General features: G+C 69.7%; 14 protein-coding genes and 2 pseudogenes (1 of these 16 cut by a window edge). 6 read left to right on the top strand and 10 right to left on the bottom strand.

The window, feature by feature from the left end; genetic code table 11:
* From pflA to ACFW2E_RS14750, 8 genes and pseudogenes are all read right to left on the bottom strand, one after another.
* Window positions 1–66, bottom strand: a pseudogene (gene pflA / locus ACFW2E_RS14785) (pyruvate formate-lyase-activating protein); it reaches 650 nt to the left of the window's first position.
* A complete protein-coding gene (gene pflB / locus ACFW2E_RS14780; protein ID WP_384466306.1) occupies window positions 57–2315 on the bottom strand; it encodes a formate C-acetyltransferase in 2259 nt (752 codons plus the stop codon). The pseudogene pflA and the gene pflB overlap by 10 nt, the downstream one beginning before the upstream one ends.
* A 155-nt stretch (window positions 2316–2470) precedes the next feature.
* A complete protein-coding gene (locus tag ACFW2E_RS14775; RefSeq protein ID WP_384466304.1) occupies window positions 2471–3394 on the bottom strand; it encodes a carbamate kinase in 924 nt (307 codons plus the stop codon).
* 4 nt (window positions 3395–3398) lie between these two features.
* A complete protein-coding gene (gene argF / locus ACFW2E_RS14770; protein ID WP_384466302.1) occupies window positions 3399–4400 on the bottom strand; it encodes an ornithine carbamoyltransferase in 1002 nt (333 codons plus the stop codon).
* A 24-nt stretch (window positions 4401–4424) separates the two neighbouring features.
* Window positions 4425–5639 carry an arginine deiminase gene (locus ACFW2E_RS14765; protein ID WP_384466300.1) on the bottom strand — a complete coding sequence of 405 codons (1215 nt, stop codon included), beginning with the start codon at window positions 5637–5639 and terminating at the stop codon, window positions 4425–4427.
* Window positions 5640–5668: 29 nt separating this feature from the next.
* Window positions 5669–7111, bottom strand: coding sequence for an APC family permease (locus ACFW2E_RS14760; RefSeq protein WP_384466314.1), 1443 nt, complete (start codon window positions 7109–7111; stop codon window positions 5669–5671).
* Between the two features lie 709 nt (window positions 7112–7820).
* Window positions 7821–8006, bottom strand: a complete 186-nt coding sequence (locus ACFW2E_RS14755; RefSeq protein ID WP_384466298.1) for a hypothetical protein — start codon at window positions 8004–8006, stop codon at window positions 7821–7823.
* 102 nt (window positions 8007–8108) lie between these two features.
* The gene (locus tag ACFW2E_RS14750) at window positions 8109–9083 is read right to left on the bottom strand and encodes an aldo/keto reductase (protein ID WP_384466296.1); all 975 of its coding nucleotides are present in this window, start codon (window positions 9081–9083) and stop codon (window positions 8109–8111) included.
* Between the two features lie 214 nt (window positions 9084–9297).
* Between ACFW2E_RS14750 and ACFW2E_RS14745 the strand changes: the two genes are divergently transcribed.
* Complete coding sequence (locus tag ACFW2E_RS14745; RefSeq protein ID WP_384466294.1) at window positions 9298–10218, top strand: helix-turn-helix transcriptional regulator; 921 nt, start codon at window positions 9298–9300, stop codon at window positions 10216–10218.
* A gap of 524 nt (window positions 10219–10742) precedes the next feature.
* Entirely contained in the window at window positions 10743–11387 is a 645-nt protein-coding gene (locus ACFW2E_RS14740; protein WP_384466292.1) for a DsbA family oxidoreductase, read from the top strand.
* Window positions 11388–11979: 592 nt separating this feature from the next.
* On the opposite strand, the gene ACFW2E_RS14735 is transcribed toward ACFW2E_RS14740, so the two are convergent.
* Window positions 11980–12675: a type 1 glutamine amidotransferase domain-containing protein gene (locus ACFW2E_RS14735; RefSeq protein WP_384466290.1), complete on the bottom strand. Its 696-nt coding sequence runs from the start codon at window positions 12673–12675 to the stop codon at window positions 11980–11982.
* A gap of 781 nt (window positions 12676–13456) precedes the next feature.
* Between ACFW2E_RS14735 and ACFW2E_RS14730 the strand changes: the two are divergent.
* From ACFW2E_RS14730 to ACFW2E_RS14720, 3 genes and pseudogenes are all read left to right on the top strand, one after another.
* Window positions 13457–14289: pseudogene (locus ACFW2E_RS14730) on the top strand (oxidoreductase).
* 51 nt (window positions 14290–14340) lie between these two features.
* Window positions 14341–14994, top strand: coding sequence for a DsbA family protein (locus ACFW2E_RS14725; RefSeq protein ID WP_384466288.1), 654 nt, complete (start codon window positions 14341–14343; stop codon window positions 14992–14994).
* Window positions 14995–15646: 652 nt separating this feature from the next.
* Complete coding sequence (locus ACFW2E_RS14720) at window positions 15647–16090, top strand: VOC family protein (protein ID WP_384466286.1); 444 nt, start codon at window positions 15647–15649, stop codon at window positions 16088–16090.
* A gap of 660 nt (window positions 16091–16750) precedes the next feature.
* On the opposite strand, the gene ACFW2E_RS14715 is transcribed toward ACFW2E_RS14720, so the two are convergent.
* Entirely contained in the window at window positions 16751–17941 is a 1191-nt protein-coding gene (locus tag ACFW2E_RS14715) for a YbfB/YjiJ family MFS transporter (RefSeq protein ID WP_384466312.1), read from the bottom strand.
* A 333-nt stretch (window positions 17942–18274) separates the two neighbouring features.
* Here ACFW2E_RS14715 and ACFW2E_RS14710 point away from each other — a divergent pair, with 333 nt between their 5' ends.
* Window positions 18275–18892 carry a TetR/AcrR family transcriptional regulator gene (locus ACFW2E_RS14710; protein ID WP_384466284.1) on the top strand — a complete coding sequence of 206 codons (618 nt, stop codon included), beginning with the start codon at window positions 18275–18277 and terminating at the stop codon, window positions 18890–18892.
* The last annotated feature ends 1332 nt before the right edge of the window (window positions 18893–20224 follow it).

The raw sequence follows: 20224 nt of genomic DNA, 5'->3' as shown, positions 1-20224 counted from the left end.
GTCCACGCCGGTGGACAGGTCCCAGGAATGGATCCGGCCGGTCGCCGTCGCGCCTCTCACAGCGATCCGTGGAAGGTGCGGCTGATCACGTCGAGTTGCTGCTCACGCGTCAGGCGGACGAAGTTGACGGCGTATCCGGAGACCCTGATGGTCAGGTCCGGGTACTTCTCGGGGTGTTCCATGGCGTCCTCGAGAGTGGTCCGGTCGAGGACGTTGACGTTCATGTGGAAGCCGCCGGCGCCCATGTAGGCGTCGAGGATGCCGACCAGGTGGCCCGCGCGCTCCTCCGGACGGTGCCCCAGGCCCTCGGGCGTGATGGTCGTGGTGAGCGAGATGCCGTCACGCGCCTGCTCGTACGGCAGCTTCGCGACCGACAACGCGGAGGCGGCAACCCCGTGCCGGTCGCGGCCGTTCATGGGGTTCGCACCGGGGGCGAACGGCTGCCCGGCCCTCCGGCCGTCGGGGGTGTTCCCGGTGTGCTTGCCGTAGACCACGTTCGAGGTGATCGTCAGCACCGACTGGGTGTGCTCGGCATTGCGATAGGTGGGGTGCCTGCGCACCTTGGCCATGAACGACTCGACCAGGCCGACGGCGAGGGCGTCGGCGCGGTCGTCGTTGTTGCCGTAGGCCGGGTAGTCTCCCTCGACCACGTAGTCGACGGCGAGGCCGGTCACGTCCCTGATCACCTTCACCCGGGCGTGCTTCACGGCCGACAGGCTGTCGGCCGCGACCGAGAGGCCGGCGACGCCGCAGGCCATGAAGCGGTGCACCGGATGGTCGTGCAGCGCCATCTCGATGCGCTCGTAGGCGTACTTGTCGTGCATGTAGTGGATGACGTTGAGGGCGTCGACATAGGTCCGCGCGAGCCAGTCCAGCATGCGGTCGTAGGCCGTCGACAGCTCGTCGTAGTCCAGGTACTCGCCCATCAGGGCAGGCGTCTTCGGTGCGACCTGCTCTCCGGTCAACTCGTCCCGGCCACCGTTGATCGCGTACAGCAGTGCCTTGGCGAGGTTGACCCGGGCGCCGAAGAACTGCATCTGCCGGCCCACCGCCATGGCGGACACGCAGCAGGCGATCGCCGTGTCGTCGCCGGTCCGCGGCCGCATCAGCTCGTCGGACTCGTACTGGACGGCGCTGGTGTCGATGGACACGCGGGCGCAGAACTCCTTGAATCCGGCGGGCAGCCGGGGCGACCACAGCACGGTCAGGTTGGGCTCCGGAGCGGGTCCCAGGTTGTAGAGGGTCTGCAGGAAGCGGAAGGAGGTCCGGGTCACCAGCGTGCGGCCGTCGAGGCCGATGCCACCTATGGACTCGGTCACCCATGTGGGGTCGCCCGAGAACAGGGCGTCGTACTCGGGGGTGCGCAGGAAGCGGACGATTCTCAGCTTGATGACGAAGTCGTCGACCAGTTCCTGGGCGCGCGTCTCGTCGATGGTGCCCTCCTCCAGGTCACGCCGGAGATAGATGTCGAGAAAGGTCGAGGTGCGGCCGAGCGACATCGCGGCGCCGTTCTGCTCCTTCACCGCGGCGAGATACCCGAGGTAGAGCCACTGGACGGCTTCGTGCGCGGTCACGGCGGGGCGGGTGACGTCACAGCCGTACGTCGCCGCCATACGGGTCAGCTCGCCCAGCGCCCTGATCTGCTCGGCGAGTTCCTCGCGGTCGCGGATGACGTGCTCGGTGGACGGCTCGGTGTCCAGCAGTGCCGTCTCGGCCCGCTTGGCCTCGATCAGCCGGTCGGTGCCGTACAGCGCCACCCTGCGGTAGTCACCGATGATCCGGCCGCGGCCGTAGGCGTCGGGCAGCCCGGTGATGATTCCGGCCTTGCGGGCGGCGCGCATCGCGGGTGTGTAGGCGTCGAAGACACCGTCGTTGTGGGTCTTGCGGTAGGTTCCGAACACCTTCGTCACGAGGGGGTCCGGTGTGTAGCCGTACGCCTTGAGACCGTTCTCGACCATCCGCAGGCCCCCGTTGGGCATGATCGCCCGCTTCAGGGGGGCGTCGGTCTGCAGGCCGACGATCAACTCGCGCTCCTGGTCGATGTAGCCGGGGGCGTGCGAGGTGATCGTGGAAGGGGTGGCGGCATCGACGTCGAGGATGCCCTTGCGCCGCTCCTCCGGGAACAGCGCGCTGACCTTGTGCCAGACGGCCAGGGTGCGGTCGGTGGGACCCGCGAGGAAGGACGCGTCACCCTCGTAGGGCGCGTAGTTGGCCTGGACGAAGTCGCGTACGTCGATCCTCTCGCGCCACGCCGTCCCGGCGAATCCCCGCCACGCCTGCGACCTGCGGCTGCCAACTGTCACCGTTGCGGTCATCGCCGGTTGTCCTCTCCCTGATTTCCGGTTGCGGTCCGTCACTTCATGCTCGTCCTTCGCCGGTCCCCGCCGTCAGTGCCGGACAGCGCCCCGCGCGGTGCCGGCGGTCCCGGACCGATGGGGCCGTTCGGCCCGGTACCGCGCTCCCGCGGAGGTCAGCCGACGGCCATGTCGGGGCGGACGAGCGTCCCCGACCTGCCGTGGACGATCTCGTACGCCGCGTCGAGGGCGCCGATCGCGGCCAGTCCCCCGGTGCGTTCCACGAACCGGGCGGCCGCCTCCGCCTTCGGGCCCATCGAGCCTTCGGGGAAACCGCCGCGGCGCAGGATGTCGGGAGTCGCGTCGAGGACGGGGTGCGGGTCCGCGGTGCCGTAGCCCTCGTAGACGCACGGGACGTCGGTGAGGATCAGCAGGAAATCGGCCTTGAGGTCCTCGGCGAGCAGGGCCGCGGTGAGGTCCTTGTCGATGACCGCCTCGACACCGCTCAGCGCGCCGGTGTCCCGGTCGGCGGTGACCGGTATGCCGCCACCGCCGGCACAGACCACCAGGGTGCCGCTGGAGAGGAGTTCGTGGATGGTCTCGGTCTCCAGGATCCGCTCGGGCGCCGGTGAGGGAACGACACGACGCCAGCCCGTGCCGTCCTTGGCGATGTGCCAGCCGTACCTGCGGGCGAGGGGCTCGGCTAGTTTCCGGGGGTACACCTGGCCCACGAACTTCGTGGGCCGGTCCAGGGCGGGATCGTCGCTCCGGACGAGGGTGTGGCTGACCAGCGCCGCGATCCGGCGTCCGGGCAGGGCATTGTGCAGGGTCCGTGCCAGCAGGGAGCCGATCATGCCCTCGGTCTGGGCACCGAGCAGGTCCAGTGGGTACGGGGCGGTCAGGGCCGGATCCGCCGCGCTCTCCATGGCCAGCAGGCCGATCTGCGGGCCGTTGCCATGGGTGATGACCAGCTCGTGTTCCTGGGCGAGGGCGGCGATCGCGGTCGCGACCCGGTCGATGTTGGCCTGCTGGACCACGGCGTCGGGGCGTTGGCCGCGGCGCAGCAGGGCGTTGCCTCCAAGGGCGACGACGATACGCATGGCCTCAGTCCTCCAGGGTGGCGACGAGCACGGCCTTGATGGTGTGCAGCCGGTTCTCCGCCTGGTCGAAGACGATCGAGGCGGGCGAGGAGAAGACCTCGTCGGTGACCTCGAGGCCGTCCAGGCCGTAGGTGTCCAGTAGTTCCCGGCCCAGACGGGTGCGGTGGTCGTGGAACGCGGGCAGGCAGTGCATGAACCGAACGTCCGCGTTGCCGGTGAGAGCGAGGGTCTTGCCGTTGACCTGGTAGGGCAGGAGCAGCTCGATGCGCTCGCGCCAGGTCTCGGCGGGCTCGCCCATGGAGACCCAGACGTCGGTGTGCAGAAAGTCGGCTCCGCGTACGGCGGTCTCGACATCCTCGGTGAGGGTGATGCGGGCTCCGGTGCGGTTGCCCCGGGTGCGGCAGGCGGCGACCAGAGCGGGGTCGGGCCACAGTGCCCGCGGCGCGGCGATGCGTACGTCCATGCCGAGCAGGGCTCCCATGGAGAGCAGGGAGTTGCCCATGTTGTTCCGGGCGTCGCCCAGGTAGCAGTAGGCGATCTCCGGCAGCGGCCTGGGGCTGTGTTCGCGCATCGTGAGCATGTCGCACAGGCTCTGGGTGGGGTGCGCGGTGTCGGTCAGGCCGTTGTAGACGGGGACGCCGGCGTGGGTGGCGAGGTCGGTGACGATCTGCTGGGCTGAGCCGCGGTACTCGATGCCGTCGAACATGCGGCCGAGGACGCGGGCGGTGTCAGCGATGGACTCCTTCGTTCCGACGTGGGTGTCGCCCGGGCCGAGGTAGGTGGTGCGGGCGCCCTGGTCTGCGGCGGCGACCTCGAAGGCGCAGCGGGTGCGGGTGGAGGTCTTCTCGAAGATGAGCGCCAGGTGCTTGCCGGTCAGCCTGGGCTGTTCGGTACCCGCGTGCTTCGCCGCCTTGAGGTCGGCGGCGAGGTCGAGAAGGTGGTGGATCTCGGCGGGGGTGAAGTCGAGTTCGCTCAGGTAGGAGCGGCCTCGCAGGTCGATGGTCATGGTGGTGTCCTTACGGGGGTGCGCTCAGGCGGCCGGGTCGCGTTCGATGGGGCAGCTCATGCAGCGCGGGCCGCCGCGGCCGCGGCCGAGTTCGGCGCCGGCGATGGTGACGACCTCGATGCCCTGCTTGCGCAGATAGGTGTTGGTCGTGACGTTGCGCTCGTAGCCGACGACGACGCCCGGGGCGACGGCGAGGAAGTTGCTGCCGTCGTCCCACTGTTCACGTTCGGCGTTGCGGATGTCCTGCGGGGCGGAGAGCATGCGGACCTTGTCCAGGTCGAGCGCCTCGGCCAGGGCCGTGGCCAGGTCCGGGTTCGGGGCGACGTCGAAGCCCGCCTCGCGGGTGTCGCTGGGCGTGAGCGTCCAGGACCGCAGGGAGTCCGCGAGGCCGGGATAGATGACGAAGGTATCGCGGTCGACCATGGTCAGCACCGTGTCGAGGTGCATGTAGGCGCGAGCCGCGGGAAGCTGGACCGCGATCAGCCGCCTGGCCGTGCCTTCGGCGAAGAGCCGGGCGGCCAGGTTCTCGACCGCCTGTGCCGTGGTCCGCTCGCCCGTCCCGACCATGACCGCGTCGTTGCCGAGGACGTGGACGTCACCGCCTTCGAGGGTCCCGACGGGACCGTCCAGCAGGGGCGCGGGTGCGGTGCCCGCGAACATCGGATGGAAGCGGTAGATGGTCTGGGCATGCAGGCTCTCGCGACGACGGGCGGGCTTGGCCATCGGGTTGACGGACAACCGGTCGTAGATCCAGCAGGAGTTGTCGCGCGGGAACAGATGGTTGGGCAGCGGGGCGAGCGCGAAGTCGTCGGCGCCGAGGGCACTCCAGACCAGGCTGTGCGGGGTGGTGAGCGGGAGGTCGCTTTTCAGGAGTCCGCCGATGAGGTGTCCGGCCAGCGTCTCGCCGTCCAGGTCGGCGAACAGTGCGCGCACCGGGTCGACCAGGGCAGGGCCCACGGTCGCCCGGGTGATCACCCGGTCCAGCAGCCACTCGCGGGCCTCGGGGATCTCGAGGGTCCGGGCGAGCAGGTCCGCGAAGTAGTGGACACGGGTGCCGTGGTCCCTCAGGACCTGGGCGAAGGCGTCGTGCTCCTCGCGGGCACGCTTGGCCCACAGGACGTCGTCGAAGAGCAGGGCGTCGACGTTGCGCGGGGTGAGGCGGGAGAGTTCGAGACCGGGGCGGTGCAGGATCACCTGGCGCAGGAGGCCGGTCTCAGAACCGACGTGGAACGTGTTCATTGCCTTGCTTTCTGGCTGGTGTCGGATGATCAGTCGTGGTGGCGCCCTGTCGACCGGAAGCGGCCGCGCCGGGCCGTACTGGGCCGCGGGGTGGTCTTGGTGCGCTCGGTGGACGCGGTCTCGGGCGCGCGGGCCGGGGGTTCGGCCGGCGGAGCCTCGTCGGCGGGAGCCCGTCGGTCGGCACCCGGGTCGCAGGTGACTGTCTCGCCGTACTCACCGCGGTCGCGCTTGAGCCAGACGTAGACCGGCAGGCCCAGGAGGATGACGAACAGGCCGTAGTAGACGGTCTGGTAGCCGCTGCCCTGGATCGACCAGTACGAGAAGGTCATCGCCAGGCCCGCCACGGTGACGTCCCGTGCCAGCCGACGCGGGCTCAGGCTCTCCCGGCCGCGCACCAGCAGCCAGTACAGCTGGGCCGCGGCGGAGAACAGATACGGGACGACGGCGGTGAGCACGCTCAACAGCACGATCTTCGTGAAGACGTCCTCGAAGCGCGTGTAGCTGAACACGGTGATCAGCGAGGCCAGTACGGTCGAGACGACGATGCCGAAGGCCGGGACGCCGCCCGCACCGCGCAGCCGGGCGAAGGCCCCGGGGAACAGGCCGTCACGGGCGGCGGCGTACGGCATCTCCGCGCACAGCATGGTCCAGCCGTTCAGCGCGCCGATACCGGAGATGATGGCAGCCACGGCCACGATGTCCCCGGCCCAGGTGCCGCCGAAGATGTTGTTCGCCGCGTCGGTGAACGGGGCGGTCGAATCACCGAGCCTGCCGTGCGAAACGGTCCCGAAGACCGCGAGGGTGCCCAGGATGTAGATCACCGCGCAGACGAGCGTGCCGTAGACCGTGGCCCGCGGCACGTTCCGCTCCGGGTCGCGCACCCGGCCCGCCACCACCGAGGCGGCTTCCAGACCGAGGTAGCTGAACAGGGCGATGGCGGCCGCCGCCGAGACGGCGCCGAGCGCCGACTGCCCACTGGCGTTGAACTCGCCGAAGTTGTCCGGTTCGATGAACAGCAGCCCGACGGTGGCCATGAAGACCAGCGGGACGAATTTCAGCACCGTGGTGACGACCTGGAAGGCGCCGGTGTTCCGGACCCCGGTGAGGTTGACCGCCGCGGGGATCCACAGACCGATCAGTGCGAGCAGCACAGAAATCCCGGTCCTGTGACCGGTGTTGACGAACACCTCCACATAGCCGACCCACGCCACCACGATCGCGGCGTTTCCGGCCCAGGCCGTGATCCAGTACGACCAGGCATTCAGGAACCCGGCGAACTCACCAAAGGCTTCTCGGGCATAGACGTACGGCCCACCGCTCGCCGGCACGCGCTTGGACAGCCCACCGAAGGTCACGGCCAGCGCGAGCGCGCCCAGCGTGACGGCCACGAACGCCACGAGCGCGATGGGCCCGTAGGGGGCGAGCGCCGACGGGAGCGCGAAGACCCCGGTTCCGATGATGCTGCCTATCACGAGCGCGGACGCGGCGGGCAGGCCGAGTGCTGCCGTGGCAGCGGGTCTTGAACCGCTGCGTGGGGACTTGGACATGGTGCGCTCCTTGCCGAGGTCGCTGTGGATCGGTCGATCGCAAGCGATCCAGCTCCGTGACCACGACCGTGGTCAGCGGCCACAGGTCCCCCGCGGGGCCCGTTGGTCCCGAGCGCGCATGCCCTCTCGGTCCCTGCCCCACTCTGTCCGCTCGCGCATGCCGTGTGTCGACCCGGCGTCAGGAGCACTGAGGGCGGGTCCGGTGCCGGCCGGCCGTGCAGCACGGTGGCCCGTGGGCTGGGGCGACTTGGACGAGGCCGTGGTCAGTGTCCGGTACGGCTCGCTGAAGGCGCGTCATGAACGCACCCCGCCCTCGGAATGCCGCGCGCGCTGTGGTCGACCGCAGTTCAGTGCGCCGTGCCGCGAAGCGCAACGTCCCGCTCGGGCCTGCAGTCGGTACCATGCGGTCGACCGTGCGGGCCCACGCGGCCAGGCCGCCCTCCCCGGCCGCTACCGAACTCGTCGGCTATGGACCACCCCGGCCGCGTGCACGCCAGCCAGCCCCTCGGCGGTACCTTCCCCACCGCGGCGTACAGCGTGCCCGTCCCACCCGCGCCCAGCTCCTCGGCCACCCGGAAGCGCCCGATACGCACCGGGTCCGAAGCACGACGAGCAGCGATCGGAGACACGAACTTCAACGCCGTCTGCTCGTTCGGAGAGTGTCCACGCGTTTTGACCGCCCGGCGCGGGCGGGCTGCTGGGGCCCCTCGGCCTGGGCCCGGCCCACCGGTTCGTCGAGCAACTGGCCGTCCACGGCTTTCGGCCGCACAACCTCGGCCGGCTCGATGGCCTTGTGGTTGGCCGCGCTCTCACTGGTCATCGATGCATCCTCCGTGATCGGGAGTTACACCGAACGATTTCCCGGGCGCGGCAGGATGCCGCGCCCTCGTGGTGGTCGGTTGCCGCTTGGTGCCGGAGACGGTCAGTACCGGGCACCGGCAGGGGCCGGGATGGCGTCGAGGTCCGCAAGGTCGGCCCCGGACAGCTGGACGTCCGCCCCGCCCGCGTTGTCTACAAGGTACTTGGGGGTCTTGGTGCCGGGGATGGGCACGACGTGCTCGCCCTGGGCGACGAGCCAGGCCAGGGCGACTTGTGCAGGGGTGACGCCGATACGGTCGGCGACTTCGCGGACCTTGGCCGCGATGTCGAGGTTGGCCCGGAGGTTGTCCTGCTGGAAGCGGGGCAGACGCCGCCGCTGGTCGTTCTCCGGCAGTTCGTCGAATGAGCTGAAGCGGCCGAGGAGGAAGCCGCGGCCCAGTGGCGAGTACGGCATCAGGCCGATGCCGTGCTCCTTGCAGTAGGGCAGCACCTCGGCCTGGACGTCGCGGGTCCACAGAGAGAACTCGGACTGCACGGTGGTGACCGGATGTATGGCCTGGGCGCGCTTGATCTGGTCCACGCTCACCTCGGACAGGCCCACGTAACGCGCCTTGCCGGCGGTGACGGCCTCGGCCAGGGCGCCCCAGGTCTCCTCGACGGGCACCTCGGGGTCGACGCGGTGGAGCTGGTAGAGGTCGATGTGGTCGGTGCCCAGGCGGTGCAGGCTGGCGTCGATGGCGGCACGCACATGCTCGGGTCGGCCGTTGGGCCTGACCAGGGGCGCACCGCCGGGACCGCCGGTCGGGTCGATGCACTCCATGCCGACCTTGGTGGCGACGACCGCACGGTCACGTCGGCCGGCCAGGGCCCGCCCGACGAGCTCCTCGTTGGTGTAGGGGCCGTAGACATCGGCGGTGTCGATCAAGGTCACGCCCAGGTCGAGGGCCTGGTGAATAACCGAGACGGAGGTGGCTTCGTCACGCGGGGTGGCCATGTCGTAGGCGAAGCTCATCCCCATGGCGCCCAGGCCGATGACGCCGACCTGCGGTCCGTGGGTGCCCAGGGTGGTGTTGCGCATGCTGTGTTCTGCCTTCGTGTCGGAACGGACGGCTGCGGGATCACAGCCCGTCAACGGAGAGCCGCCGTATCGACGGTCCACCGCGGCTTGTCCACTGTCGCGCTCCCGGACATCCAGTGGCAGGCCGGACGGTGCCGGGGAGCGACGTTCCGGGGAGTGACACGGCCCCCCACGGCCGCCTGGTGTCAGTCACCGCAACTGGCACACTGACTGCATGAGCCCTGACCAGCGCAGCAACGACCTGGCGGGGTTTCTGCGCGCCCGCCGCACCCAGGTCACCCCCGAGCAGGTCGGCCTCCCCACGGGACCGGGGCTTCGCCGCACCCCCGGACTGCGCCGCGAAGAGCTGGCCACCCTCGCCGGGGTCAGCGTCGACTACTACACCCGCCTTGAACGCGGCAAGGAAACCCGGCCCAGCCCCGCCGTCGTCGACGCCGTCGCCCGCGCGCTGCACTTGCAGGAAGACGAGCACGAGCACCTGCGCCGACTGGCCGCCCGGGCCGCCCGCACCGCCCCCGAGCCACCCATCGCGCCCAACCGCACTGTACGGCCGGGCGTCAAGCTCCTGCTGGAGAACCTGCGGCCCAGTCCGGCCTACGTCCTCAGCCGTACCCTGGACATACTCGCCGCCAACCCCGGCGGCCTGCAACTGTACGCGGGCATCGAGAGCTGGCCGGCCAAACAGCGCAACCTGGCCCGCTACTACTTCCTCCACCCGGCCGCCCGCGACCTGTTCCCTGAGTGGGAGACGCGCATCCGCGGGTGTGTGGCACGTCTGAGGGCCCTGGCCGGCACCGATCCGGACGCCCCTGACCTTGCCCAGCTCGTAGGCGAGCTTCTTCTGAAGAGCACCGACTTCGCCCGCCTGTGGGAGCGCTACGACGTCCGCGGCCATCGCCCCGGCACCAAGCACTTCCACCACCCTCAGGTCGGGGACATCACCCTCGACTACCAGGCCATGCAACTCGAAGGCACCCCCGGCCACCGCCTCGTCGTCTACTACGCCGACGTCACGAGCCCCGAGCACGACGCGATGGTCCTCCTCGACATGCTCGGCACCTCGAACGTCTCCGACACCGCCGGCCAGGCTGACACCCCGGCTCATGACCAGCGACCTGAACCGGGGCGTTTCTGACGGGCTGGGTGCCGTCATCCGCACGGAAGCGGTCCCACTCCACGAAAGACCCGCGGCCTCGGGTGGTACGCGTCCAGCACGGCACCTGGAACCGCGGCACATATACCGGGGGAATACGGGCGCCAGTCCTGCCCGCCCGGCGCAACGTCGGCCGCCCCAGGGCGCGGTGCAGCCCGGCTAAGCGTTTCACCGGACTCCGTGGTTGCGGTGAAGGTCCAGGACGTCGGCTCAGTCGGCCACTGTCCTGGCGGCAGCCGGCCCGCCAGGAACGGGTGCGGCTGTGGAAGCCGTGTGGAAACGAGCTCACGGACGTCATCTCCCCCCGGGGCACCCAGTTTTGGGGGCGGGGCCTCTGACCACTCGAGACGAGATTCCCCACAAGCGCCGTCGGCCGTGTCCAGCAAGCGCACGTGCGAGCTTATAGACGTCCGGTCGTCTATTATTGCCGACAGACGGCCATCCGACTCGTCTGGTGGCCGGGCAGTAGCAGAGAGTTATCAATTCGATGACGGGAGATGTCGAACATGCGTGTAGAGATATGGGCTGATATTGCCTGCCCGTGGTGCTACGTCGCCACGGCTCGCTTCGATCAAGGTCTCGCTGCCTTCGCTCACCGGGACCAGGTCGAGGTGGTGCACCGGTCGTTCGAGCTGAACCCGCAGGCGGAAAACGGCACGGTGCCGATCATTGACGCGGTCGCGGCACAGTACGGCCGCACCCGTGAGCAGCAGGTCGCCAGGGAGGAGCAGGCTGCGGCCATGGCGCGAGCCGTGGGTTTGGATTTCCGTATCGGTGGACGTGCCTTCGGGAACACCTTCGACATACACCGTCTCATTCACTTCGCCAAGACGCGTGGTCTGCAGGCCGAGTTGATGAACCTTGCCTTCCGTGTGAACTTCGCGGAGGCCTCTTCGGTCTATGACCGGGAGACTCAAGTCGGTCTGGCCGTGGAAGCGGGGCTGAATGAGGCGGAGGCGCGAGAAGTGCTCGATGACCCGGACGCGTTCGCCGCAGAGGTGCGGGCTGACGAGCGACTGGCGGCTGACCTCGGCGCCACCGGCGTGCCCTTTTTCGTGCTGAACCGGCGTTACGGTGTGAGCGGCGTGCAGTCGGCGGAGATGTTCACCCGGGCACTGGAACAGGCCTGGGCGGACCGACCGGCGGCGTGAGGGCTTCGCTGCCAAAGGCCGCACCCACGGCGGTTGCGTGATCGGCGGCGCCCTGGCCGCCGGGCCGGTCATTGAGCTGAGGCGGAGGCTGCCGCCGGGCCCTGTGGCGACAGGTCGGCGCTGTCGTGTGGCCGTGCACGACGGTCGATCCTCGGCCGTCGGTCACCTGTTCCAGGGTGAGGGCGGCCGTGGCGGTCGCCCCTGGGACAGCGCGCCAAGCCGGTCCGGCCATCTGGCCGGCCGGCGCGTCGACGTGCATCTCACCGCCGACGACGGCTACCGAGCCGTACGCAGCTACCCGCTCGCGGCACCGGCAGACGGCGACCGGATCGAACCGGACGTGCAGGACATGTCCACGGTGAGGTGTCGCCGTACCTCGCGGACGAGATCCCGACCGGCACCGACGTGGAGATGCGCGGGCCGCTCGGGAACCGGTGTGGCGGGCCGAGCAGTCCAAGCCGGCGCACCGCCGTACGGATCGTGTCCCCCTGCCGGTCGACGTGGGACACGACCCCCGCCGTTGTGCGCGCACGGCACTACTCCGGGTGGATGCCGTGCACGGACGTCGAGGCGTTCATCCGCCCCTACACGGTCACTTGAGAATCTCAAGCAGCCGGTCTGCGAGAATCGCGGCCGAGTGGGGGTTCTGCCCGGTGATGAGGTTGCGGTCCTCCACCATGTACGGCTCCCAGATCGGGCCGCGGCTGAAGTCGACGCCCACCTTTTCCTTCAGCTCGGTCTCCAGAAGCCACGGCACCCTGGGCGCCAGCCCTACGGCCTCTTCCTCCTCGTCGGTGAAGCACGTGACCCTGTAGCCCTTGAACGGGGACTCACCATGGATCCTGGTCGCCAGAATCGCCGACGGGCCATGGCACACGATGGCGAGGGGTTTGCCCGAGGCGAGCTGCGCCGTCAGCAGCCGGCCGACGTCGGCGTCGAATGCCAAGTCGGACATCGGACCGTGACCGCCGGGCAGGTACACCGCGTCGTAGTCCTCGAGGCGGACGTCCGACAGCTTGAGGGGCCGCCGCATCACCTCGGCGGAACGGATGATGGCTTCCAGCTCGAGGGCTCCTTCCTCACCGCCCGCCATCGAAGGGCGAAGGCTCATCATGTCGACGTTCGGGATCGCACCGCCGGGTGTCCCGACCACGACGTCGTGACCGGCCTCCGTGATCTTCTTGTACGGCATCGCGAACTCTTCGGCCCAATATCCCGTCGCATACCTGGTGCCGTCCTTGAGCACCCAGTACGTCGCCCCACTCACTATGAAGAGGACTTTCGCCATGGCTACCTCACCTCCTAGCCCCCTGAACTGGCCGTGTGTGATGCGGGGACGGATGGGATTCAGGTCGGACGCACAATTGGCCAGACATGTGCGAGGTTCTCCCCCATTGCACGCCGAGCACCACAGTCCGGCAAGTCAGCAACGATGCGGCCCCGGCCCGCATGCCGCCCCGGTTCGCGCACCGGGCTCCGCCCGCCTCACCGGTCCGGTAGCTGTGCGCGGTGCTCGGCAACACCGGAAGGAGCCCGGCGTAGACACAGACTCCGTACACGTCTCGCACACGGCGCAGACCGCCCGCTTCGTGTGCACCGCCAGGGCGTCCGACGCTGCAGGGATGCAGGCCGCCCCTGGAAAATGGCGTCCCCGTTGTCGGATACGAACGAGACCACGTGTGCGAGGCCCATGACCGGATCGCCTCTCCTGCGGCACCGATGCGCGTGCTGGGCGGTGTCCCGTCAGGTCGTGTGCACGACGGAAAGCGGGGCGCCTCGATCGGCATCTGGGCCCCTGACGCCCCTCGCCTTGGAACACCGCTCGCCCGCGGCTCCGCATGCCGTTGACACTGGTGAACTGATCAACTAAATTAATAGACGACCGGTCGGTTAAATCACCATCGGTCCCATGGTGCCGATCGCGTCCCGACCGAGGCCGGGCGCCCGGCGGAGCCGGGGCGGGCCAGCAACGAAGGCCTGCAGTTCGGGCACGCCCGCAACGCGCCACCGTCATCCGCGGCAAGGCCCGCGACGCGGCACCACTACCGCATGCTCCGCAGGAGACTTTCATGAGCAGGACGTTCTTCATCACCGGCGTCAGTAGCGGCCTGGGCCGGGCCTTCGCCCAGGAAGCTCTGGCCGCCGGCCACCTCGTCGTCGGCACGGTTCGAGATGCGGAGCAGGCTTCGAGGCACTGGCTCCCGGACGAGCCGTCGCCAGGGTGCTGGACGTGACGGACGACCACGCTGTCACGCAGGTGGTCGACGACATCGAGCGGAGCGTCGGCCCAATCAACGTGCTGATCGGCAACGCCGGTTACGGCCTGGAGGGCACCGTCGAGGAGACGAGCATGGAGGACGCGCGTCGGCAGTTCGACGTCAACGTGTTCGGCAGCGTCGCCGTCATCAAGGCGCCCCTCCCCCACATGCGGCGGCGACGCGGCGGTCACATCTTCACCGTGTCCTCCATGGCGGGGCTGACCGCACTGCCCGGGGTGGCCTTCTACGGCGCCAGCAAGTTCGCCATGGAGGGCATAGCCGGTTCGCCGGCCCAGGAAGTCGCCGGTTTCGGCATCCGCGTGACCTCGCTGGCGCTCGGCTCGTTCCGCACGGACTGGGCGGGTCGCTCCATGGTCCGAGTTCCGCGCGCCGTACCGGACCACGACGACGTGTCCGGTCCGATCCGGGCCGCCCGGCAGGAGAAGGACGGCAATCAGGCAGGCGACCCCGCGCGCGCCGCCCAGGCCGTGCTCCAGGTCCTCGACAGTGAGAACCCACCCGTCCATCTGGTGCCCGGCAGCGACGCCCTGCGTCTGGTCGAGCAAGGACAGCGCCAACTGGCCGACGATCTGGCCGCTTGGTCCGAGCTGTCGGCTTCCACCGACTTCCACACAGCCGAATGACCCCGCCCCCGCCCGCAACGACACCCCCTAGCAACGGTAAGAGGAGTTCCCATGGCCGCATCGACCTCCCCCGAGTCCCCGACTCCCGTGGATTTCTGGTTCGACCCCGTCTGCCCGTGGACATGGCTGACGTCCCGCTGGATCCTCGACGTCGCCGATAGACGCCCCCTAAAGGTGTCCTGGCACGTCATGAGCCTATCCATCCTGAACGGAAACCGGCTGGACGAACTGCCCGAACGCATCCGCGTGCTGATGGGCGATGCGTGGGCACCGGTACGCGTCCTGACCGCCGCCCGTCTCAGCCACGGACCCGAGGTGCTCGAGCCTCTGTACACCGCCCTCGGCACCCGCTACCACCTGCAGCAGCAGCCGAAGAGCCGGGCCACGCTGGAAGCGGCCCTACAGGATGCGGGACTGCCCGTGGACCTGGCCGGGGCCGGCGACACGGATCGCTACGACGAGGAACTGCGAGCGTCCCACACCCGAGGGATCACCCTGGTCGGCCAGGACGTCGGCAGTCCGATCATCGCCGTCCCGGGCGCCGACGCAAGCAGCGATCCTGTCGCGTTCTTCGGTCCCGTGGTTAACCCCGCCCCCAAGGGCGAGGACGCCGCCCGGCTCTGGGACGGCGTGATCACCGTGGCCTCCACGCCGAACTTCTATGAGATCAAGCGCACGCGTACCGGCGGTCCTGACTTCAGCTGACACATGTGCCCGACCAGTCGCCCTCCCGGCTCGCGCTGACAGTGCGATCCGGGACGGCGATGGGCATCAGGGGAACTCGATCTCCTCCGCGGACGGTCTGTACTCAGGTCAATCAAACGTGGCGCCCCTCGCCGACCCGGGATTCCGAACGGCGACGGCCAACTACGCAAAGAGAAACACTGTGCGGGCCCACCCCGTCGCCCTGGTCATCACCCGTCCCGGCCATCACCGAGCAACGGATTCCCCAGTGGGCGTTGATGCCCGACGACGCCGACCTGCACCCGCCTGCAGCGCCCCGGTCCAGGGGCGCGCGGCCTGCTGGCGGCGGAGCGGGGTCGGGTCGGGCCGTGTTCCTGAGGCGCCCGCGCCGATGACGTCCCTCGAAGCCGAAGTCCCCTTCCGCGCCGACACGTACTCCGCGTTTCTCACGTTTCGCCAACGTCCCCGTACACGAAGGCCACTGCCCGGGCCGGTCACCTCGACGCAGAAGTGCGCGTCGACGAGGGACGGGCCATTTCCCGCGCCGTGGGATACAGGCCCCCCTGTTCGTCACCGGCTTGACCGGTGACGGATGCAGCTGTCATCCTCTCACCGGTTCAACAGGTGACGCTGCGGGGGGTGCAAGCCTCCGCCCGCGAAAGAGAAGGCACAGATGGATCTGAAACTCGAAGTTGTGGTGCTTCCCGTCTCCGACGTCGACCAGGCCAAGGCCTTCTACGAGAAGGTCGGATTCCGGCTGGACGTCGACCATGTCGCCGACGACAGGTACCGCGTGGTGCACTTGACGCCTCCCGGCTCGCAGTGCTCGGTCCTCTTCGGCACCGGGGTCACCACGGCCGCACCGGGTTCGGTGCAGGGGCTGCACCTCATCGTCTCGGACATCGTGGCGGCCCACGCCGAACTCGTCGACCGTGGCATCGAGATGGGCGAGATCTTCCACGACGCGGGCGGGGTGTTCCACCGCGGCACGGAAGAAGCACGGGTCAGCGGACCGGACCCGCAGCGCGCCAGCTACGGCTCGTTCGCGGCCTTCACCGACCCGGACGGCAACGGGTGGGTGCTGCAGGAGGTGACGACCCGGCTTCCCGGCCGGTGACGTCAGCCGCGCCCGCCGGACACGGCTGAGGGCCGCGCGTTCCGGGCGGCCCGCCCCGCGGAGGCCCGAGCGCCCCGCGAGTGCAACCACCAGGGGTGAACGAGGAGTCCCTACCTACGACATCGTCACGGGAACGGGCCGCCTGGCTCAGTACCGTCGTCGTGGAACGCGAACTGCCTGGTGGTGAATGCTCGTTCTGGGCCTGGAACCCAGCAGGGCACTGCTGCGCCGGTGATCGCACACGACGAAGCGCGCCGCGTTCCTGGGCCTCCGGCCCGGGCCTGGGCACACGATGCGGGGCCGCTCGACGTGAACATGGTGCTCGCGCGCTACGGCAGGCCGGCGGCCCACCGGATGGACGATGTGCCCAGCAGGCTGCGCGTCGAGTCCGGCCACCGGGAAGACCACTTGACGGCCTCCCTCGGCGACGGCCGTCTCCTACGAAGTCACCGCCCGCGGCCCCAAAGGTCTGCTCGCCGTCCAGGGAACTCCAGTGCGCCGAGTTCGGCCGCCCGGACAAGGACTGTCGCGGCGCGATAAAGAACGGGGCCTTTCGTAGCGCGACGCCCGAGCGACCGCCCTTCCCGCCGCTCCGCCGACCGCAGCGGCGGGAAGTCCCGTCAGAGATGAAACGTGTGCTCCATCCCCGGAGGTTCACATTCAGGCGTCGGCGGCCGCCCCCGTTTCGGCGGCCGGAAGCTCTCGGCCGGAAGCGGCTCCGGCGCGCGCGACCGTGTGCAGCGCCGGCATCGCGTGCGGGAACCCGATGCGGAGCGCGAAGGCGGCGAGCGCCGCGGCCAGGACGATGCCGGCGGCCAGCAGCAGAGCCTGGTGGTAGCCGTGGTGCAGGAAGGGAGTCGCCACCAGTGGGCCCAGGATCTGGCCGACCGAGTACCCGGCGGTGAGCAGGGCGACGGCGCGCGGGAACCGCAGATGCGTCCCCGCCCCCAGGGCCAGGGTGCTCACACCGATGAAGGTGGAACCGAACAGCACCGCCGAGATCAGCGCGGCCGCCACTCCCCCCATCAGCGCGGGCAGGGCGATGCCCACGGCCTGCACGCCGAGCGCGGCGAGCAGCAGGTCCGGGCGGGACCAGCGGCGCCCCAGTCCGGCCCAGAGGGCGGAGGAGGGGATGGCCGCCAGACCCACCAGTACCCAAGCGCCGCTGCCGATCCAGCCGGGCGACGTCTGATTGATCGCCGCGACGAGGAAGGTGCCGGCGATGATGTAGCCGATGCCCTCCAGCGTGTAGGACGCGAACAGAGCGCCGAACCAGCGGTGGGTCCGCGGCCCGGCAGCCCGGGCCTGAGGTGCTGGTGCCGAGGAGGCCGCCGGGGCAGCCGGCTCCGGAGCAGGCTCCGGACGCAGGTTCCAGGCGCCGAGGGTGAGCGCCGCGGCCAGCGCCGCCGAAGCCCACCAAGCGGCCTGCCAGTTGCCGACCGTGCGCAGCACGAGGACGAGCACACCGGACAACGCAATGCCCGCCCCGACACCGCCGAAGGCCCAGCCGGGCAGGTGGGCCGGGTGCTCGCGCAGATGGCTGAGCAGGGAACTGACGGCGCTAACGAAGATCATCGCGCTGAAGACTCCCGCCCCGAGGCGAAGGAGCAGCCATACGGTGGCGCTGTGGGTGAGCGGCATGCCGGCCAACGTGGCGACCAGGGCCAGCAGACAACCGCGCAGCACCGCCGGTGAGCGCACCAGCCGCGGGACGAAGGTGCCGACCAGGGCCCCGATCAGATAACCCACGTAGTTCGCGGTCGCGAGATTCGCTCCGGCTCCGGCCGACAGACCGGCCTGTGCGTGCATCAGCGGGAGGATGGGGCTATAGACGAAGCGGCCGACGCCCATTCCCGTCGCCAGTGCGGCGGCGGCCTGCAGGACGTGGACCCACGGTGACCGATGCGCACCTCTCGCGGCGGAGGACGTGTCGCGCGGGGACTCCATGACCAGCCCCCGGCCGCCGCCGGGAGCCGTCGAGTTGACGCATCGCCTACTTGCCATGCAGCCAGGCTGCGCCCACCAACCCGGCGATATCCACGACCTGTTTCCTCCCTGCTGCCAGCGTCAGCCTCCCACCGGCCGCGACGGTCGCCCGACCGCCGGGTGCGAGGCCCCGACGCGCGGCGAGGCCGGACGGCCACGCACCGGTCAGCATAGTCGAACGGTCGTATACTTTCACCCATGGGACGGACGAGTGATGCCAGGAACAAGATCCTTACCGCTGCTCAGTCGCTGATCGAGCAGCGGGGTTACTCGGCTCTGGGCGTCGCCGAAATCTGCAAGACGGCAGGTGTGCCCAAGGGGAGTTTCTACTACTTCTTCGAGTCCAAGGAATCCCTGGCGCTCGCCGTGATCGATGAGCACTGGGCCGCCGAGCGGCGCGAGTGGGAGCGGGCTCTGAGCGGCGACGCCGAGCCCTTGCAGCGGCTGAGGCGGCTGTTCGAGGCCATGGAGACGCGCCAGCGGGCCGGCCAGGACGGCTGCGGATCGGTTCTGGGGTGCATGTACGGGAATCTCTCCCTGGAGATGAGCAATCGGGCCGACGCCGTACGACTGCGTCTGCAGGACATCTTCGAGGAGCAGGTGGAGATGGTCGGCGCGGTCGTGGCAGAGGCCGAGCAGCACGGCGAGGTGACCGTGAGCGACACGCAGGGCGCCGCCCGGTCCCTGGTCGCGCAGCTCGAGGGTCAGGTGCTCTTCGCCAAGCTGCACAACGACCCCGCTCAGCTCAGCACGCTCTGGCCGAGCTGCCTCGCCCTGCTGGGCATGCGGAATCACCAGGTCCCGGCCCACGCCTGACACGAGCACGCGCCGACCCACGCGCGCCGTCGGGGCCCGCGCCCACTCGGAGCGGGTCGACGACGCCAGGTGGGGGGGGCACGTGACGACCGCCGGCGCCACGGCCGTGCCGCGGGTCGTCTTCACTCATCCCGAGTGGCGTCGGTCGCCCCACCACGTGCGTCGCCGAGCGCACCGGGCGGCGGGTCAAGTTCGTCGACCACGGCATCGGACGCGCCGCGGGTGCGCGCCGGGTACGCCGAGCGCCACCGCGGTACGGCTTACCTGTAGCTCGACGTGGACAGGGACGCCATGTTCGGCTTCACCTTCGTCGGCCCCGGCGACGGAGAGCTGCTGTACTCGGCGGCCCGCCGCGGTCGGTGAGGTATCCGTGCGCAGGCCGTGGCAAGCCCTCCCGGCGTTCCCGACGATCAGTGAGGTCTGGCCGCGGCTTCGGGAGGCCTGCCGGGGCTGAGGCAGGCGCAACCCGGCGCTCCCGCCGCGATCGCACGCCTACTGTGACCCGGCCGTCCTCGCGTCGTCCGGTTCGGTCTGCCTTGGCGGCGGAACCTCCGAAGGGCATCTCCGGACCGTCCCGAGCAGGCGGACCCGGCGCAGACGAGCAGGGGCATCCACACATTCCGATCGCTTCACGAATCCTCCCGTAGTTGCGTCGACGTCCGAGGTGCGCCGCACACGCAGCGCGGCAGGCTCGGCGTCAGATGGGTACGACCGGGCAACCAGGAATGATCACGACGTATTCCGCGACGCCGCGGGCAGATGTGTGGGTCACCTCACCCTGGCCGGCCAGTACTGACGTCCGCTCAACCGGTCGGCGTTGTGCGGGATACACGCCGAGGATGCACGCTACGGTCGACAAGAAGCGCAGCTCCCGCAGGGCGAGTTCGACCCCTGTCTCGTCGGGATGGCCCTCGATCTCGGCGTAGACCGGCGGGCGTGCAACCCGGCGCCCAGCTGACAGCTCTCGATCGCAGCTCCCCGGCACACGTCGCGCGGCGATTGCCGCCGCGGGCGTCCGTCACGGCCGGCCGCGAGTGCTCGCGCGGGTGGCGTCCGGGCCGCCTTCCCGGCGTATGGTCAGCCGCACTCCCCTCACGTGTGCGGTGCTGACGAGCGGGCGCGTGGGTCCGGCCACAGGCGCGGCACCTCGCCCCGCCGGGTTCCAGTCGGCCCGTGCAAGACACGTATGAGACGCACCGGGACGTCTCTGCCGACATGTGTGTGCCTGCAGCAGAAATTGCCTCACTTTCGCGGTCGCTCCGCCCGGGGCTCTCGGGAGCCGTGCACAGGGAACGAACTCAACCCGTCACCGTTTTGACTGGTGACGGATAC

The sequence above is a fragment of the Streptomyces sp. NPDC058964 genome (genome assembly GCF_042741275.1).
GTDB lineage: Bacteria > Actinomycetota > Actinomycetes > Streptomycetales > Streptomycetaceae > Streptomyces.
The sequence above is the reverse complement of the archived record's forward strand: the minus strand, read 5'-3'. Positions and strand labels throughout refer to the sequence as shown.